This is a genomic window from Candidatus Binatia bacterium (genome assembly GCA_023150935.1).
Lineage (GTDB): Bacteria > Desulfobacterota > Binatia > HRBIN30 > HRBIN30 > JAKLJW01.
Map to the genome: position 1 here is coordinate 64,036 of JAKLJW010000020.1, position 18,760 is coordinate 82,795.

The 18,760-nt window shown below is 65.1% G+C and carries 15 protein-coding genes; 14 read left to right on the forward strand and 1 reads right to left on the reverse strand.

Going from position 1 to position 18,760, the window contains the following annotated elements; genetic code table 11:
• The first annotated feature begins 214 nt into the window (after window positions 1–214).
• From L6Q96_13220 to L6Q96_13245, 6 genes are all read left to right on the forward strand, one after another.
• Window positions 215–640: a rubrerythrin family protein gene (locus L6Q96_13220; protein ID MCK6555520.1), complete on the forward strand. Its 426-nt coding sequence runs from the start codon at window positions 215–217 to the stop codon at window positions 638–640.
• A gap of 109 nt (window positions 641–749) precedes the next feature.
• Complete coding sequence (locus L6Q96_13225; protein ID MCK6555521.1) at window positions 750–1,334, forward strand: DUF3501 family protein; 585 nt, start codon at window positions 750–752, stop codon at window positions 1,332–1,334.
• Window positions 1,331–1,732: a transcriptional repressor gene (locus L6Q96_13230; protein ID MCK6555522.1), complete on the forward strand. Its 402-nt coding sequence runs from the start codon at window positions 1,331–1,333 to the stop codon at window positions 1,730–1,732. Before L6Q96_13225 ends, L6Q96_13230 begins: the two co-directional genes overlap by 4 nt.
• Before the next feature lie 54 nt (window positions 1,733–1,786).
• Window positions 1,787–2,434, forward strand: coding sequence for an LON peptidase substrate-binding domain-containing protein (locus tag L6Q96_13235; GenBank protein ID MCK6555523.1), 648 nt, complete (start codon window positions 1,787–1,789; stop codon window positions 2,432–2,434).
• Between the two features lie 65 nt (window positions 2,435–2,499).
• Complete coding sequence (gene moeB, locus L6Q96_13240; protein MCK6555524.1) at window positions 2,500–3,681, forward strand: molybdopterin-synthase adenylyltransferase MoeB; 1,182 nt, start codon at window positions 2,500–2,502, stop codon at window positions 3,679–3,681.
• The gene (locus L6Q96_13245; GenBank protein MCK6555525.1) at window positions 3,678–4,946 is read left to right on the forward strand and encodes an MFS transporter; all 1,269 of its coding nucleotides are present in this window, start codon (window positions 3,678–3,680) and stop codon (window positions 4,944–4,946) included. Before moeB ends, L6Q96_13245 begins: the two co-directional genes overlap by 4 nt.
• A gap of 160 nt (window positions 4,947–5,106) precedes the next feature.
• Here the strand turns inward: L6Q96_13245 and L6Q96_13250 are convergent, their stop codons facing one another.
• On the reverse strand, window positions 5,107–6,240 hold the full coding sequence (locus tag L6Q96_13250; protein MCK6555526.1) for a DUF2878 family protein: 1,134 nt from the start codon (window positions 6,238–6,240) through the stop codon (window positions 5,107–5,109).
• 226 nt (window positions 6,241–6,466) lie between these two features.
• On the opposite strand from L6Q96_13250, the gene L6Q96_13255 reads away from it, so the two are divergent.
• The 8 genes from L6Q96_13255 (at window position 6,467) to L6Q96_13290 (ending at window position 18,716) form a co-directional block, all read left to right on the forward strand.
• Window positions 6,467–7,027 (forward strand): lipocalin family protein, encoded by a 561-nt coding sequence (locus L6Q96_13255; GenBank protein MCK6555527.1) that lies wholly within the window; start codon window positions 6,467–6,469, stop codon window positions 7,025–7,027.
• Between the two features lie 79 nt (window positions 7,028–7,106).
• Window positions 7,107–8,216: a lysophospholipid acyltransferase family protein gene (locus L6Q96_13260; protein ID MCK6555528.1), complete on the forward strand. Its 1,110-nt coding sequence runs from the start codon at window positions 7,107–7,109 to the stop codon at window positions 8,214–8,216.
• Window positions 8,217–8,260: 44 nt separating this feature from the next.
• A complete protein-coding gene (locus L6Q96_13265) occupies window positions 8,261–9,250 on the forward strand; it encodes a MerR family transcriptional regulator (GenBank protein ID MCK6555529.1) in 990 nt (329 codons plus the stop codon).
• A gap of 146 nt (window positions 9,251–9,396) precedes the next feature.
• Window positions 9,397–9,828, forward strand: a complete 432-nt coding sequence (locus tag L6Q96_13270; GenBank protein ID MCK6555530.1) for an AhpC/TSA family protein — start codon at window positions 9,397–9,399, stop codon at window positions 9,826–9,828.
• Window positions 9,829–9,941: 113 nt separating this feature from the next.
• A complete protein-coding gene (locus L6Q96_13275; protein MCK6555531.1) occupies window positions 9,942–11,732 on the forward strand; it encodes an SLC13 family permease in 1,791 nt (596 codons plus the stop codon).
• A gap of 378 nt (window positions 11,733–12,110) precedes the next feature.
• Window positions 12,111–12,665 (forward strand): Lrp/AsnC family transcriptional regulator, encoded by a 555-nt coding sequence (locus L6Q96_13280; protein MCK6555532.1) that lies wholly within the window; start codon window positions 12,111–12,113, stop codon window positions 12,663–12,665.
• Window positions 12,662–17,203: a glutamate synthase large subunit gene (gene gltB, locus L6Q96_13285; GenBank protein MCK6555533.1), complete on the forward strand. Its 4,542-nt coding sequence runs from the start codon at window positions 12,662–12,664 to the stop codon at window positions 17,201–17,203. Before L6Q96_13280 ends, gltB begins: the two co-directional genes overlap by 4 nt.
• 61 nt (window positions 17,204–17,264) lie before the next feature.
• Complete coding sequence (locus tag L6Q96_13290) at window positions 17,265–18,716, forward strand: glutamate synthase subunit beta (protein ID MCK6555534.1); 1,452 nt, start codon at window positions 17,265–17,267, stop codon at window positions 18,714–18,716.
• Window positions 18,717–18,760 lie beyond the last annotated feature (44 nt).

Consider the following 18,760-nt stretch of genomic DNA (forward strand, 5'->3'; position numbering starts at 1 on the left):
TCAAATCCAGAACAAGTAGTTGAATACGGAAACCGGTTCCTGACTCGTTCCGAGCCGGCTGGTTCCGTGTCGCGATTACCGCACCGTCTTGCGGCGGTGCCGTGCCCGTCTAAACGAGCGCCCGGGTGCGATCGGCCGGTACTGGGATTGACACCTCCGCGACCCCAAAGTAGATAGCCCTTATCAGGAATAATTCGCAGTTAGGGAGGGTGTTATGGCTAAGGGCGTGAAGGGTTCGAAGACCCACGAGAACTTGAAGGCGGCTTTCGCCGGCGAATCGCAAGCCAATCGGCGGTATCTTTACTTTGCTCGCCGGGCGGACATCGAGGGCTACCCTGACATTGGCGGGCTCTTCCGCGACACCTCGGAAGCGGAGACCGGCCATGCCTTCGGACATCTCGACTTTCTCAAGGAAGCCGGCGATCCGGCGACCGGATTGCCGATCGGGGATACGGAAAAGAACCTCAAGTCGGCCATCGAGGGGGAAACATACGAATACACCGAGATGTATCCCGGTTTCGCGAAGACCGCCCGCGAGGAGGGCTTCGAGGAAGTCGCGGAATGGTTCGAGACGCTGGCGCGAGCCGAGAAGTCGCACGCCGCCCGGTTCACCAAGGGTGTGGATAGCCTGAAGGCTTGATCGGACGGTGACGTGCTGGGTGGGGCGGTGCGGGACGGGCGGTGGCTGCGGTTCGGGCGGACGCCAGTGAGCGCGGGGAGGGGCCGGCTGCGGACGAGCGTACGAAACCATGCATAAGGTCAGTCTCGACGAGGTCATGGGGCTCGAACGGTACGAGCTGGTGCGTCCGGCTTTCATCGGGCGCATTATCGCCCTGAAGAAACAGCGTCGGGTGCCCGTGGGTGACCGCATCACTTTTGTGTTCGAGAATCACGATACCGCCCTGTTCCAGATCCAGGAGATGATGCGGACCGAGCGCATCGTCGACATCGACAAGGTGCGACAGGAAGTGGAGACCTACAACGAGCTCGTCCCCGACGCCGGGCAGCTCAGCGCGACCATGCTGATCGAGATCACCGAGAAGGGAAGTATCCGCGAGGCACTGGTCAGCCTTCTCGGTATCGACCGCTGTGTGCGTCTGGAGATCGGCGCGGACCTGGTGGTGGCGGCCGAGTTCGAGGGCGGCCGCAGCAAGGAAGACAATCTTAGCGCGGTGCAGTACTTGCGGTTCAACCTCGGCGCGGCGGCGCGGTTGGCGTTTCTCGATGTTTGCGTGCCGGTACGGTTGGCGATCGACCATCCGCGTTACCGCCACGCAACGTCTATCGAGGGTGCCGTGCGGGCGCAGCTTGTTCGGGATCTGGAGGCCTCGTGAAATCGCGCCGTACGCCGCAGCTCGATGCCGTGTTCGAGATCGTCCGTGCCGCTAGCGATCATCCGACGGCAGATACGGTGTACGCTCGAGTGCGGAGGGTGATGCCTGCGGTCAGCCTGGGCACCGTGTATCGCAACCTGCAGAAGCTAGCGGCTGAGAGGCGGGTGCGCGCGTTGCACATGCGGGATAGGGTGACTCGGTACGATGGCATGGTCGCCGATCACGACCACTTCTGCTGCGAGCGCTGTGGAGTGGTGCACGACATCGACCCTGCCCGGTCCGGCCGTCGGCGTGCTCCCGGGCCGCTTGGCCCCGGCTATGTGGTGCATACCGAGGTGGTTACGGTGTACGGTCTCTGTCCCGGCTGCGGGGCGCGCGTGGCGGCGGTCACAGTATGAAGGCCGCTTCGGTTGCACGAGCGGATGCCGCGTGTCATCCCTTAGGTGACCCGCATGGAGCTGCCGTCCGTCATACCGATCTTTCCATTGCCAAGCGTGGTGCTGTTCCCGGGTGTGCCGTTGCCCCTGCACATATTCGAGCCGCGCTATCGGGATATGGTGCGAGACGCTGCCGCGGGCCACGAAATCATCGGCATGACCATGCTGCGCGGGGACTGGCAGAAGGACTACGACGGCAACCCGGAGGTTTTCGGCACCGGCTGCGCGGGTAAGCTGGTGAACGTCGAGGCGCTGCCGGATGGGCGGTACAACATCGTCCTGCTCGGGCTGCGGGAGTTCGAGATTCGCCGCGACGTCTTCGAACGGACGTATCGGCAGGCGGAGGTTGCCTGGCGGGCCGTGGGTCGTGGGGCACTGGCCGAGGCGGACCGCGCGCGCTTGATCGACCTGCTCAGTCGCTTCCTGCGCGAGGAACCGCAGAGCCCCGCGCACCGCCTCTTGCGGGATCCCTCGCTGACGGACGACCTGCTGGTCAATTTCTTCGCCTATGCTCTGGACATCGACCCGCTCGAGAAGCAGGGGCTTTTGCAAGCTGGCACCCTGATCGAGCGAGGCCGCCGCCTTGCCGAGAATATCGAGTTCCATATCGAGGCGGCACGTCTCGCGCCGGTACGGCGCTCCGGTCCCGACCGGTGCCATTGACCGCGCGCGGGGGGCTGGAGCCGGGTGCCGGCCGGCCCCGAGAAGTCTGAAAAGGGAACCCAACCATGGCCAAGACATTTCAAGACATGCTGGATGCGGCCCGCCGCGACGTACCCGAATGGAGCATCGAGCAGGTGAGAGAGGCGCTCGCCAACGGTGGCGGCTACGTGATCCTCGACGTGCGTGAGAGAGAGGAGTACCGCGAGGGGCATCTCGATGGTGCGTTGTCGTTGCCGCGTGGCTTTCTGGAAATGCGAGCCGACCAGATCCTTACCGACAAGTCGGTGCCGATCATAGCGTATTGCGCGGCCGGTGTACGCTCGCTGCTGGCCGCGCGCGTACTCAAGGAGATGGGGTACGGCAACGTCGTCTCGATGACTGGCGGGTACGCGGCCTGGAAGAACGCGGGCTATCCGTGGAAGCAGGATCGCCAGTTCTCGGCCGAGCAGCTCACCCGCTACAGCCGCCACTTCCTGCTTCCCGAAGTTGGCGAGGCAGGCCAGGCGAAGCTGCTCGATGCGCGGATTCTGCTCGTGGGCGCGGGCGGCCTCGGGTCGCCGACCGCGTTCTACCTCGCCGCGGCGGGGATCGGGACGATCGGTATCGTGGATCACGACATTGTCGACATGAGCAACTTGCAGAGGCAGATCCTGCACACTGCCGAGCGTGTCGGCATGCCGAAGGTCGATTCGGCGCGCGAAGCGCTGCAGGCGCTCAACCCTGACGTCAACGTCGTCGGATATCGCGAGCGGCTCGACTCCCACAACATCATGCGGATCATTGCCGACTACGACATAGTCGTCGACGGTTGCGACAACTTTCCCACCCGCTATCTCGTCAACGACGCGTGCGTGCTGGCGGGTAAGCCAAACGTGCACGGAAGCATTTTCCAGTTCGAGGGGCAGGCGTCGGTGTTCTATCCCGGCAAGGGGCCCTGCTATCGCTGCCTGTTCCCGGAACCGCCGCCTCCGGGCGCCGCGCCGAGCTGTGCCGAGGCGGGTGTTCTCGGCGTGTTGCCTGGACTGGTGGGTTGTGTGCAGGCCCTCGAGACGGTCAAACTCGTGCTCGGTGCCGGCCGGCCGCTGATTGGCCGCATGGTGTACTTCGACACGCTGAGCATGGAAGTGCGCATTCACAAACTGCGCAAGGACCCCGACTGCCCTATTTGCGGTGACCGTCCGACGATCACCGGGCTAATTGACTACGAGGAGTTTTGCGGCTTGAGAGCGGCAGGCGGCTCGTCGTGAGTGCCGATGGTGCTGCCGCCACCGGCGAGTCGGCGGGAACCGGCCGCCGGCGGCTGGAACCGTGGCGGCGCAATCTGTACCTGCTGTGGGGGATCCTGTTCGCCGCATTTATCGGTCTGTCGCTCATCCTGCCCTTCGTGCCGCTGTATGTGCGTACGCTCGGGGTCACTGATTCCGGGGAGGTCGTGAGATGGAGCGGGTTGTTGTTGTCCGGCCCGTTCATGGTGTCGTTTCTGGTGACGCCGCTGTGGGGTGCGCTCGGAGACCGTTACGGCCAGAAGATGATGGTGGTGCGCGCCCTGGCGGGCAGCGCGGTGGCGTATCTCGGTATGGCGCTGGCCATGTCGGTGGCCGGTTTGTTCGTGTGGCGGCTGGCGCTCGGGGCGGTGTCGGGGTTTTTGGCCGCCGGAATGGCGCTCGTATCGGTGACGGCTCCGGACGAAGAACGAGGCTATGCGCTCGGTCTGATGCAATCGGTGATCCCGGCGGCTGGTCTGGTGGGGCCGGTTTTCGGCGGCGTCCTTGCCGATTTGATCGGCTACCGGGCCATCTTCGGGTTGGTGGCCGCGGTGTGTCTGCTTGGCGGCGTCCTGGCCGCGCTGTTTCTAACTGAACCGCGCAGCAGCGTGCACGTCGGCCAGCGGGTTAGCGTGGGGCGGAACCTGCAAACGGCGTGGCGGCACCACGGTTTGCGCGGGGCGTTGCTCGCGATCGTCGTGTCGCAGAGCCTGACGACGACGTTGCAACCGATCTTTGTGTTACTGGTGGAGGACCTCGGCGTTGAGGCGAAGCTATTGTCGACTTCCACCGGCGCGCTGTTCGCCGCCACCGGCCTGACCGCCCTTGTCGCAGGGCCGTGGTGGGGCCGGCGCGGCGACCGGATCGGTTACGGCCGCGCGGTGAGGGTGGCGCTCGTGGGGGCCGCACTGGCGATGGCGGCGCAGGGTGCGACCACTCACGTCTGGCAACTGGCGGGCTTGCGGCTGGTTTACGGGGCCTTCGTCGCCGGCATCTTGCCGGCCTTGTTCGGATTCGTGACCGCCGTTAGTCCGCCCGAGCACCGGGGCGGGGTGATGGGGCTCTGTTCGAGCGCGACGATGCTGGGCAATCTGCTCGGACCACTGGCGGGCGGTTACGTCGCGTCGCAGACCGGTGTGCGCAGCGTGTTTGTCGTATCGGCGGTGCTGTTGTTGGGCGTGACGCTGCTGGCGAGGGCGCGGCAGAGCGCGCCTGCAGCCAGTCGCCCGCCGGGAGGGCATGCCTGAGGGACGTTTGCCCGACTCGCTCATGGAACCTCGCCGCTGCGCCTCGCCGATCGGGGTGTCGACAGGTGGACCTCTCCGAGGGGACGATCTCGCCGGAGAAAGAGGCCGCTAATTGCGACATCGCCCTTGCGTGCGCCGATAATGCCGCCAAGCGGGAAGGTCAGCTACTTGCTCGTGAGTCACTGCAACCGAGCAATTGATCGCGCAGACTGGCGTCGATAGGGCGATCGCCCAGCCAGATGCGGAAGTATGCGGCCGCGAAGTCCGCACCTTCCACTACACCGATCGGATCGCCGTTCAGCGCCAGTTCGGTCCCGACTCCGGGAACGTAGGTGAGCGAGTAACGGTCGCCGGGCTTGACGTCACGGTACCAGCTATTTATGGTGTCGAGACGCGGCCGCAGCTTGGCCAGCGTTTCCGCATCCACGTTCTGCGCGAGAATCTGGTCGCCGGCCTTGCCGAAATCCGCGGCGCCGATACCCCAGAAGTAGCTCAACTCGAGGCGTTTCGGGATGTCCCTGAGGACCTCCTCGGGAGCAGTCCGTTCGTCCACGTACAGCGCGGCGACGTATGCTTTGATGAACCGCTTATATCGCAGGAGCCCCACACAACTGAGTTGCATGTTCACGTCCGCCGCGCGCACCTGCGGAGCGAAGCGCACCCCTTCGATTTCCGTTGCAGCCCCGGCCGGCGCCACCAGTGCCGCGATGAGCATCGCGCTCATCACGCCGCCGGCGGCACCGTGCACGGGAACCCGTGCGCGTCTCGCGGCAACCATGCCGCGCGGCCTACACAGCGCATGGCGCATGAGAAGCAGTGCCGGCATCGCGATTGCCCATACTATGGCGATTCCAATAACGCTTACCAGGGAATTCTCCGACAGTTCAATCGCCCCAAGCCGGGCGCCCGCCACATAGCTGGCCGGACCAAAGGCCGCACCAAGCCCGGCGGCCAGACCATAGCGGCCGCCCAGCCACGACATCGAGCTGTTCAGGGTAGTCGCAAACAGCATCCAGAGCGCCACCATCCAGGGCGGGGACAGCCACGGTTTCACACTGGTGCCCGCAAAAGAGTAAAGACCCGAAGACGCTTGCAGCGTATCGATCGCGAAGCCGAACAGCCCCGCCACCAGGATGAGCCTCGCCTCCTGTGTCAGCTTCGCAGTGCCCGCCAAATGCACCAGCAGGAACACTGCCACCACTGCCGGACCGAGCCACAATTGCCCTCGTGCCGCGCCACCGACACAAGCGAACCACCCCGCGTAGAACATGACGAAATTCAGCCAGCGACTCATCTCTAACCTCCCATGGAAGCTTCCGGACTTCGATCTCCAATGGCTTCCATCAATATCGTGCGAAAGAGGGCGTGTCAACAGATGCCCTGACAGAAGTTGACAAGCGCTTCGAGGGGCGATATGGACCAGTTGAGGATGGTGTCGGTGGAAAACGAACGTGTGACCCTCGGCGAGCTTGGAATGCGGGGGGCAGAACGGCAGGCGCTGTGCCTGCGAGAGGAGCCGGATGAAACTAAACCTTGGTATCTTGGCCGCAGTGCTCGGCAGCATGGTAGTGGCAAGTTGTGCGACCGCGCGACGTCCGCCAATTCGCACGGTGCCTTACGTCGACCTCCCACGTTTCATGGGCGACTGGTACGTGATCGCCAACATACCCACCTTCGTGGAGACGGACGCCTTTAACGCGGTAGAGTCTTATCGGCTCGACGACGACGGTACGATTGCGACGACGTTCACTTACCGCAAGGGCGCTTTCGACGGGGAAATCAAACGCTATCGTCCGCAAGGGTTCGTGCTGGATCGGCAGAGCAATGCGGTGTGGGGGATGCAGTTTGTCTGGCCGTTCAAGGGCGACTTCCGCATTGTCTATCTGAACGACGACTATACCCAGACCGTCATCGGAAGAGAGAAGCGCGACTACGTGTGGATAATGGCACGGCAGCCGACTATTCCAGAGGCAGACTACCGGCGTATTCTGGAGTTCCTCGCGCGCGAAGGGTACGAAACGGCCGAGATTCGCATGGTCCCGCAGCGCTGGGATAGCGCCGCAACGGCGGCAGGCCGATGACCTGCAGCGCAATTGCGCCCCGCTCGGGCAGACAGGCAAGCGATCCGCGGCGACGTTTGCGTGCGGCGGGTAAGCGAGGATGACCACCCCGTTGACGGTTGCAGAGAGTTGGAGGGCACGGTGGACCCGGCGCGCGGTCACGGTGCCGTTGTATCTCGGTTTGGCGTGCATGAGCGTGGCGTTGCTGCCGCTGACGTTGCTTCTCGCCCTGCTGATCGACGCCGCCAGACGGAATCGTCACCTGGTTACCCTGCGCTGCGTGCTGGGATTGACGCTCTATCTCGTTTGCGAGGCTGTCGGCATCGCGGCGAGCTTCCTGGTATGGGTGGCGGACCGCCTCTGGCCCGGCGGCGGTATCGATCGCAGCGAAGCTTGGAACCTGCGCTTACAACACCTGTGGGCGAGTACGCTGCTGGGAGGTGCGACCCGCCTGTTCGGCATGCGCCTGGTCGTCACCGGCCGCGAGGTGGTGCGCCGCGGACCGCTGTTCTTGTTGAGCCGGCACGCCAGCACGCTCGATACACTGCTGCCCGCGGTGTTCGTGTCGCACCCTTACAAGATGCGGCTGGGGCACGTGATGAAGCGAGAGCTGTTGTGGGATCCGTGTCTCGATATTGTCGGACAACGCACTCGCAACGCCTTCATCCGGCGCGGCTCCGGTAATCGCGAGAGGGAGGTGGCACTGCTGCGCGGACTCGCGGCGGCAGCGGTCGAGCGCGACGGGGTATTGCTCTTTCCGGAGGGGACCCGCTTTACGCCGGCGAAGCGCGAGCGTGCACTGGCCCATCTGGCCAGTACGCAGCAGTCTGCGCGGTGGGCAAGTGCGCAACGTCTACAGCACGTTCTGCCGCCTCACCGCGCGGGCGTGCTGGCGCTCCTGGAAACCCGTCCGGACATCGACGTCGTGTTCCTCGCGCATGCCGGTTTCGAGGGCACCGCCAATCTGAACGATATTTGGAGTGGAAAGCTGATTGGTCGCACTGTGACGCTGTGTTTCTGGCGCGTGCCCGCTGCGGACATCCCGCGCACTACGGAGGGCCGCACCGAGTGGCTCGACAGTCAGTGGGGGGCGGTCGATGCCTGGGTGACGGCCCACGCCAAACCGCAACCGTCTGCGATCGGAACCCCAACGCGTGCCGATTCTCTTGCCCCGGCGTCGGCCGATACGGGGTGTGATGACAGGACTTGAGCGTTATGGGCGGTAGATCGAAAGACTCACCGAGGGGGCGCGGCGTGGCGCGGGAAGCTGCCGGGCCGGCGAATCGCGTTGCGGTCCACGATGCCTTTCCGTTGCGGACGGTGGCGGCGATGACGGGACTGACTCCGGACATCATTCGCGCCTGGGAGAAGCGTTACGCGGTGGTGAGTCCGGTTCGTGGGGCGCGCGGTGCGCGCCTTTATTCCGCCGACGACATCGCACACCTGCGGCTGCTCGCCCGCGTGGTGCGCGCCGGCCGGGCGATCGGCGATGTCGCCGTGTTGAGCCGTGGCGAGATCGAAAGGTTGGCAGTGCCTCCGACGAGCGGCGAGCATGGCGTGGAGGCCCGGGCGACGCCCCTGCCGAGAGATGAGTTCGTCGACCGGGTGATGGAGCGGCTGGAGCGCTTCGACCACGCCGCTGTGGCCCGCTTGCTCGGCGATGCGGTTGTCGGTCTGGGCATGCGGCGCTTCGTCTACGAGGTTGTGCTGCCGTTGGTCCGCAGGGTCGGTATCTGTTGGGCCGACGGCACGACTTCGATCGCACAGGAGCACCTGCTCACCGGTATGTTGCGTAACCTCCTTGCCGGCTTGATTCAGGGCCGAGCGGTCCATGGCACCCCGATCGTACTGGCCACGCCGGCCGGCGAACGACATGAGATCGGTTTGCTGTTGGTGGCTTTGCTGGCGCAGGACGCGGGATTGAACGTGGTTTATCTGGGCGCCGATCTGCCGGCGGTGGACGTTGTGACCGCTGTGAAACGTGTGCGCGCGCGCGTGCTGGGGCTCAGTCTGATAACGCCCGAGAACCGTGCCCGCGCGATCGGGGAGATCGCCCAAATTCAGGCGGCATTGCCGGATCGAGTCGAACTATGGTTGGGCGGTGCTGACGCTCCCGCGGTAGCTGCGGGAGTCAAGCCCGGTCGTGGCCTGGTGCTGGACTGCCTGGCGACGACGGAAACCGAGATGACACGCGTTGCGCTGGCGCCGCCCGCCATGGCGGGGCCGAGGGAGGAAGAACCGTGAACGCAGCCGACAGGTTGGAGAATATCGGCGTCCTCGACCCCGAGGGACGGCAGGTGCGCCTCGGGGATCTGTGGGCCAAGAAGACCGTGGTGCTCGCCTTCATCCGCCATTTCGGATGAATCTTCTGCCGCCAGCAGGTTGCGCAGTTGCGCGACGCACTCGCAGAGATCCGTGGCCGTGGGGCCGAGTTGATCGTGGTCGGTAACGGGCGGCCGGAGCATGCCGCCGACTTCAGGGACCGGGAGCAAGTGACGTCCCCGCTCTTCGTCGATCCGGAGTTGCACGCCTACGCCGCCGCAGGTCTCAGGCGTGGTTTGCGCAGTTCCCTCGGTCCAGGTGTGCTTCTCCGCGGACTGCAAGCGTTTCGCGAAGGCAAGCGCCAGGGCGCGACGCGCGGCGACCCGTGGCAGCAGGGGGGCGTATTTGTCATCGCCCCGGGTAACCGGGTCGAGTTCGCGTACGTCAGCGCCGAGGCGGGAGATCACCCGTCGTCTGCGGCAGTTCTTGCCGCACTCGACCGGGTGGCCGGGCGGGGCGCCCGACGGCGGGGCGGGAGTGCGCCGAGAACTGTCGAGTAAATAGAAGCGCAAGTACATTCGGCCGGATTACAAGGGCTCGGGACTTGCCCCGGGCGCGATTATCGCGCAGGCTCTCGCGGCAACTCGCAGGGGGGGAGGAGAGACCGCCGCCGATGGCCTGGGAGGCTTGGCTAACGATTGCCGTCACGGTCTTTGTGATCGTGGCGCTGGCGCGCGCGTGGGCCGGTTCGGACCTCGTCGTGATGGCGGGCGTTACCGGCCTGACGGCGATAGGGATGCTCGCCGGCTCCGAAAAATTACCCGATGCAGCGGATGCCTTTGCCGGCTTCGGTAACCCCGGACTGCTGACCGTGGCCGCTCTCTACATTGTCGTGGAGGGCCTGGTGCGCACCCAGGCAATGGCGATGATAACCGAGCCTTTGCTCGGTTCTCCGAGGACGGTGTTGACGGCGCAGGCGCGTTTAATGCTCCCCGTTATGGGGCTGAGCGCGTTCCTCAACAACACGCCGGTGGTGGCGATGTTCCTGCCCGTGGTGGAGGACATTTGCAAGAAAGCGCGCATCAGTCCGTCGAAGCTCTTTTTGCCCCTCAGCTACGCGGCGATCTTTGGCGGCGTCTGCACGCTGATCGGCACCAGTACGAACCTGGTGGTCAACGGCCTGTTGATCGCCCATCGAGATACACAGGCCCTGGGCATGTTCGACATCACGCCGGTGGGGCTGGCGTGTGCCGTTGCCGGTACGGCCTACCTCTTGGTGTTGGGCCGCTGGTTGCTCCCGGACCGCAAGCCACCGATCAGTTTGAGCGACGATCCGAAGCAGTACACCGTCGAGATGCTTGTCCAGGGCGGCGGACCGCTGGTTGGCCGCACGGTGGAGGCCGCGGGTCTGCGCCACCTGCCCGGCTTGTACCTGGCCGAGATCGAGCGCGACGGCGAGGTGCTGCCCGCCGTCGGTCCCGAGGAGCGCCTGCGCGCCGGCGACCGGTTGGTCTTCGTCGGCATCCTCGACTCGGTGCTCGACCTGCAAAAGACGCGAGGGTTGCAGATCGCCACCAACCAGGTCTTCCGCCTTCAGGGCAGCACCGTGGAGCGCACCCTGGTCGAGGCGGTGGTTTCCGACCGCTGCCCGCTGGTTGGTCACAGCGTTCGTGAAGGGCGCTTTCGCTCCGTGTACAACGCCGCCGTGATCGCGGTCGCGCGCAGCGGCCGGCGCGTGCACGCCAAGATCGGCGACATCGTGCTGCGGCCGGGCGACACGCTACTGCTCGAAACCCACCGCGACTTCGCGGCCCAGCACCGCAACTCCCGCGACTTCTTTCTGGTGAGCGGAGTCGCCGGCGCCACGCCCCTGCGCCGCGAGCGCGCCTGGATGGCCCTGGCAATCCTCGTGGCGATGGTCGCCAGCGTGACCGCCGGTTGGCTCGATATGCTCGTGGCATCGTTGGTGGCCGCCGGGGCGATGATTGTGGCCCGCTGCTGCACCGGACCGGAGGCGCGTCAGAGCCTCGACATCTCCGTTCTGGTCGTGATCGGCGCATCTTTCGGTATCGGCAAGGCCCTCGATGTCAGCGGTGCTGCACCCAGCATTGCGTCTTCCATCGTCTCGCTGGCCGGCGGCGATCCCTGGCTGGTCCTCCTCGCGGTCTATCTCGTGACCACGGTGTTCACCGAACTCATCACCAACAATGCCGCCGCCGTGCTGGTCTTCCCGATCGCTCTTTCCTCCGCCGAATCGCTCGGCGTGAGCTTCATGCCGTTCGTGATTGCGGTCATGATTGGCGCGTCGGCGTCGTTCTCGACGCCGCTCGGGTACCAGACCAATCTCATGGTTTACGGCCCCGGCGGCTACCGCTTCACCGATTATCTGCGCGTCGGAATACCACTGAACCTCGTCTTTATGGTCGTGACAGTCCTTTTGGCGCCGATGTTGTTTCCCTTCTGAACGACACCCGGGTGCGGGCTGCCGCCCGCAACCTGAGCCGACCCGGCTGAATCCGCCAGCCCTGCGAAACCTGTCCCGGCGATAACCGGGAGCCGGGGTCCAGCTTCTATTCGGCGCGCCGCGGCGGGAGTCGGGGTCGGAGTCGCTATCGGGATCGAGGGCAAACATGAGCTTCACGCCGCGCTCTGCGTCGGGCCCCTATGGCCGGCGGCACGATCGCCTTTGGCACGTCGCATAGGAGCTGCCCTGCGGCCTCAAATCCCGATAAGGTCCGGTGGTTCCAGAAATTAGTAAGGATTCCACGTCCGTTGTCCGAATAAGTATTGACTCCCGAATGGGCAGTCGGTTATTCATTCGGTCCACCAGTGGATTGGCCTAATGAAATTCGGAAATGCCGATTTGGACCTCGACCAGACCGACCTGCACATTCTCTCCATCTTGCAGGAGAACTGTAAGCTGCCGCTGGCGCGGATTGGGGAGAAGGTTGGCCTGTCGGCGCCGGCGATCATCGAACGGATCAAGAAGTTGGAGGACGGTGGCTTCATTGCGGGTTACCGGGCGATTATCGACGCGCGCCGTCTGGGCCATGACGTGACCGCTTTCATCGGGGTAGCCGTCGGCCATCCGCGCCAGATCGAGGATTTCGAAGAACGCATCGCCGGGCTCGAAGGCGTGCTCGAATCGCATCACGTTACCGGGCAGCACACCATGTTGCTCAAGGTGAAGACTCCGAACACATCCACCCTCGAAGAGCTGATCAGCGCGATTCGCTCGATCGACGGCGTCGCGCGTACCGAGACCATGGTGGTGTTATCGACGCACGCCGAACGGACCCAGATCCCGATCCGGTTCGACGCCAACCAATCCGGCAAGCGGCCGCGCAAGAGCGGCGACCACCGGGCCCCATCCCCATCGAAGGAGTGCGAGGCATGACAGCGATGCGGAAGCTGACCCGTCAGGGACTGTACGACCCCGTCTTCGAGCACGATGCCTGCGGCGTTGGCTTCGTGGCCAACATCGCGGGCGTCAAGTCTCACGCGATTGTCGAGCGTGGCCTGCGCGTCTTGCAGAACCTCACCCACCGCGGCGCGTGCGGTTGCGATCCGCAGACCGGCGACGGCGCCGGCATCCTCATTCAGGTTCCCGACGCCTTCCTGCGTAAGGAGTGCCGGGCGCTGAAGATGGACCTGCCCGACGCGGGTGGGTACGGCGTGGGCATGGTGTTCCTGCCGCGCGACGTCACCGAGCGCAACGTGTGCAAGCGGCTCTTCGAGCAGATCGTTCACGAGGAAGGCCAGCGTTTCCTCGGGTGGCGCACGGTGCCGACCGACCCGAACGCTTGTGGAGAACTGGCGCGGCGTCTGATGCCCGAAATCCGTCAGATCTTCATTGCTCCCGGCACCGGCGTTACCGATCCGGAGGCGTTCGAACGCAAGCTCTTCGTCATCCGCCGCTCGGTCGAACGGGCGGTGCGTGCGGCCAAACTGCGCGATTCCGAGAGCTTCTACGTGACGACGCTGTCGGCGCGCACCCTCGGTTACAAAGGCTTGCTGCTTCCCGGGCAGATGCCGCAGTTCTATCGCGACCTTACCGATCCCGACCTCTGTAGCGCCCTGGCCCTCGTGCATCAGCGCTTCAGCACGAACACCTTCCCGTCGTGGGACCGCGCCCACCCGTACCGCTTCCTCGCCCACAACGGCGAGATAAATACCTTGCGCGGCAACGAGAACTGGATGCGCGCCCGCGAAAGGCTGTTCCAGTCGCCGCTGTTCGGCGACGATATCGAGAAGCTGCTGCCCATCATCGACGAGTCGCTCAGCGACTCCGGCAAGTTCGATAACGCCCTCGAACTCCTCGTTCGCACCGGTCGGTCGTTGCCGCACGCCATCATGATGATGATTCCCGAGGCGTGGCAGAAACACGAGTCGATGACCGCCACGAAGCGGGCCTTTTACGAGTACCATTCTTGCCTGATGGAACCCTGGGACGGCCCCGCCTCCATCGCTTTCACCGACGGGCGGCTCATCGGTGCCGTGCTCGACCGCAACGGCCTGCGGCCCTCCCGGTACGTGGTGACCAAGGACGGCTTTGTCGTCATGGCGTCCGAGGTCGGTGTGCTCGACGTCGCCCCCGATAACGTTCTCCACAAGGACCGTCTGCAGCCCGGACGCATGTTCCTCGTCGACACCGAAAACGGCCGCATCGTCGGCGACGAGGAAATCAAGGAGAGCATGGCGGCCCGGAAACCCTACCGCGCGTGGCTCGACCAGAATCTCGTCCCCGTCGATAAACTGCCGGCTCCGGCTCGCGTGCCGTCGCCTGCGGACACGACGATGCTGGTGACTCGCCAGCAACTCCACGGCTACACGCTCGAAGATCTCCGCTTCCTGCTAGCGCCGATGGCGATCAATGCTCAGGAGGCTGTCGGCTCGATGGGCAACGATACCCCGCTGGCGGTGTTGTCGGATCGGCCGCACCTGCTCTTCAACTACTTCAAACAACTCTTCGCGCAGGTGACCAACCCACCGATCGACCCGATTCGCGAAGAGCTGGTGATGTCGCTCAAGGCCCCGCTCGGCGCCGAACAGAACCTCTTCGACGAGACCCCGCTGCACTGCCATCAGATCGAGCTGGAAAACCCCGTTGTCGACTCCGCGACCCTGGCCAAGATCAAGGAGGTCAAGGTCGGCAAAATACGTGCGACTACGATCCCGGCACTGTTCCGCATTGCCGATGGCGGCGCGGGTCTCGAGTACGCCCTCGACGAACTCTGCGTGCGCGCCTCGGCGGCGGTTGCCGAGGGCTGCGGCGTTCTGATCCTTTCGGACCGGGAGCACGACGACGAGTGGGCACCGATTCCTAGCCTCCTCGCCGTCGGCGCCGTGCACCATCACCTCATCCGCGCGGGGACCCGCAGCCGTTGCGGTCTGGTGGTCGAATCGGGCGAGCCGCGCGAGGTCCACCACTTCGCCCTCCTCATCGGATTCGGGGCCGGGGCGATCAACCCCTACGTTGCCTGTGAGACGGTCGCCAAGCTGGTCGCCGACGGCGTCATCAAGGACATCGACGCCACGGCGGCCGTCGCGAACTACCTGAAGGCGGCCAACAAGGGGATCCTCAAGGTGATGACCAAGATGGGGATCTCCACCGTGCAGAGCTACCGCGGCGCGCAGATTTTCGAGGCGGTCGGGCTCAACCACGACGTCATCGACCGCTACTTCACCTGGACGGCCTCGCGCATCGAGGGCATCGGCCTCGATGTCGTCGCCGAGGAGTGCAGGCGGCGCCACCATCAGGCCTACGAGGTGCCGGCGACCCTCGACGGCGACCTCGACCCCGGCGGCCAGTATCAGTGGCGGCGCCGCGGCGAGCACCACATGTACAACCCCGACAGCGTGGCGCGGTTACAACACGCGGTACGCACGGGGAGCTTCGAAGTATTCAAGCAGTACTCGGCGGTCGTCAACGAGGACAGCCAGCGGCTCTGCACGATTCGCGGACTGCTGCGGTTCCGCTTCGACAAGACCACGCCGGTGCCGCTCGCAGAGATCGAACCGGCCAGCGAGATAGTCAAACGCTTCAAGACGGGGGCGATGTCTCTCGGTTCTATCAGCCGCGAGGCGCACGAGAACCTCGCCATTGCCATGAACCGTCTCGGCGGCAAGTCGAACACCGGCGAGGGCGGCGAGGACCCGGTGCGCTACACGCCGGACCCGAACGGCGACTCGCGCCGCAGCGCCATCAAGCAGGTGGCGTCCGGGCGGTTCGGTGTCACCAGCCACTACCTCGTCAACGCCGACGAGCTGCAGATCAAGATGGCGCAGGGGGCCAAGCCCGGCGAGGGCGGGCAGCTCCCAGGCCATAAGGTCGACGAGTACATCGCACGTATCCGTTACTCCACTCCGGGCGTCGGCCTGATTTCGCCGCCGCCGCACCACGACATCTACTCGATCGAGGACCTGGCGCAGCTCATCCACGACCTGAAGAACAGCAACAACCGCGCGCGCATCAGCGTCAAGCTGGTCGCCGAAGTCGGCGTCGGCACCGTTGCCGCCGGCGTGTCCAAGGCCAAGGCCGATGTGGTCCTCATCAGCGGCGACTCGGGCGGCACCGGCGCGTCGCCGCTGACCTCGATCAAGCACGCCGGCCTGCCCTGGGAACTTGGCCTCGCCGAGACGCAACAGGTACTCGTGATGAACGACCTGCGCGGGCGCATTCGCGTCGAGACCGACGGGCAGCTCAAGACTGGCCGCGACGTCGCCGTTGCGGCCCTCCTCGGGGCCGAAGAATTCGGTTTTGCGACGGCGGCGCTGATCGCGTCCGGTTGCGTCATGATGCGGGTCTGCCACCTCAATACCTGCCCGGTCGGGATCGCCACGCAAGACCCGGTGCTGCGCCGGCGCTTCGCCGGCAAGCCGGAGCACGTGGTCAACTTTATGTCCTTCGTTGCCGAGGAGCTGCGCGAGATCATGGCGCAGCTCGGGGTTCGCACGGTGGACGAGATGGTCGGCCGCGTCGACCTGCTCGAAGCCGCCGACGCGATCGCGCACTGGAAGGCCCGGGGAATCGATCTCAGCCAGATCCTCCACCGGCCCGATGTCGCGCCCGCCGTCGCGACCCACTGCGCGCAAGAGCAGGACCATGGGCTGGACAGCGCGCTCGACAACCAGCTCATCGAACTCGCCCGGCCTGCGCTCGTGGGCCGTCAGCCGGTCGAGATCGAGGTGCCGATCCGCAACGTCAACCGCACCGTCTGCACGATGCTCTCGGCCGAGGTGTCGCGTCGTTGGGGACTCGATGGCCTGCCTCCGGAGACCGTCAAGATCAAATTCACCGGCTCCGCCGGACAGAGCTTCGGGGCGTTCATGGCACCCGGACTTGCGGTGACTCTGGAAGGAGACGCCAACGATTATTTCGGCAAGGGCCTGTCCGGCGGGCGCATCGTGGTATTTCCGCCGCGGAACGCGAGTTTTGTGGCTGAGGAAAACATCATCGTCGGTAACGTGTCATTGTACGGCGCGACCGGCGGGGAAGTCTTCCTGCGCGGCCAGGCCGGCGAGCGCTTCTGTGTGCGCAACAGCGGCGTGACGGCGGTCGTCGAGGGTGTCGGCGATCACGGGTGCGAGTACATGACCCGCGGTCTGGTGGTCTGCCTGGGCAAGACGGGTCGTAATTTCGCCGCCGGGATGAGCGGCGGCGTCGCCTTCGTGTACGACCCCGACGAGGATTTCGCCGGACGCTGCAACATGGGCATGGTCGAGATCGAAGATCCGGACGAGGACGACATCGGGCTCCTGCACGATTTGATCCGACGGCACTTCGATTACACGCAAAGCGCCGTCGGTTGGCGTATCCTTTCGGGGTGGAAAGACCAGGTCTTGAGGTTCCGCAAGGTCATGCCGGTCGAATACCGCCAGATCCTCGCCAAGCAGCATCTCGACAGCGAGGCGGCCCGGCTCGCAAGCGTCTGACCGGCGGAAGACAACGGTCAACCAGCAGCGATTGGCGAGAGGCGACAAGCGAGTAGCCATCATGGGAAAGATCACCGGATTTCTGGAGATCGAACGCGACCTGCCACCGCGCCGGCCGGTATCGGAACGCCTGCGCGACTGGCGCGAGTTCGAGGGTAAGTTCTCGGAAGAGCTACTGCGCCGACAGGCGGCGCGGTGCATGGACTGCGGCATTCCGTTCTGCCACAAGGGGTGCCCGCTCGGGAACATCATTCCCGACTGGAACGATCTCGTGTACCGCGGTCGCTGGAAGGAAGCTAGCGACCGGCTCCATTCCACGAACAACTTCCCCGAGTTCACCGGACGGGTGTGTCCGGCGCCGTGCGAGGAATCGTGCGTGCTGAACATCAACCAGCGGCCGGTGAGCATCAAGCTCATCGAGAAACAGATCGTCGATCATGCCTTCGCGCACGGTTGGATGGCGCCGCAAGTGCCGGCGCAGCGCACCGGCAAGCAGGTGGCCGTGATCGGCTCCGGGCCGGCCGGGCTGGCGTGCGCGCAGCAATTGGCACGGGCCGGCCACTGGGTGACGGTCTTCGAACGCGACGACCGTATCGGCGGGTTGTTGCGGTACGGCATTCCCGACTTCAAGCTGGAGAAACACCTCATCGACCGGCGCATGGAACAGATGGCGGCCGAGGGCGTAACCTTCCGTCCGCGCACCAATGTCGGCGTCGACCTGACCGGCGAGGAGTTGCGGCACAACTTCGATGCCGTTGTCCTTGCCGGGGGCGCGACGGCGGCGCGCGATCTGCAAGTTCCCGGACGTGACCTCAAGGGCGTTCATCTGGCGATGGAGTTCCTGCCGCAGCAGAACAGGGTCGTCGCCGGCGATGGGGTGAGCGGGCAGATCGTGGCGACGGGGAAGCGTGTGGTCATTCTTGGTGGCGGCGACACCGGCTCCGACTGTCTCGGCACATCGAACCGGCAGGGAGCGCTGTCGGTGCACCAGTTCGAGTTGCTGCCGCAGCCGCCGGAGCGCCGTAACGGGGAGGTTGCGCCGTGGCCCTTCTGGCCGATGATCTTGCGCACTTCGTCCTCGCACGAGGAGGGCGTAGCGCGGGACTGGAGCATCCTGACGAAGTCGTTTTCCGGTGACGAGGCAGGCAACGTCCGCAAGCTGCATGGCGTGCGTCTGGAGTGGGTGAAGGAAGGCGGCAAGATGGCGATGCGCGAGATTCCCGGGAGCGAGTTCGCCATCGACGCCGATCTCGTCCTCCTGGCTCTCGGGTTCGTGGGTCCGGAGAAGGAAGGGCTGTTGGCGCAGCTCGGCGTGCGGTCCAACGACCGCGGCAGCGTGGCGGCCGAAGCCGACTATCAGACGACGGTGCCGGGAGTGTTCGCCTGCGGCGACATGCGCCGTGGCCAGTCGCTCGTGGTATGGGCGATCTGGGAAGGCCGGGAATGCGCTCGCGGTGTCGACACGTACCTGATGGGCCGCACCGATCTGCCGGCAAGCCCGAATCCGTTTTGAAAGGACAGCCGCGACCCTCGTCGTTTGAGTAACCACAGCGTCAA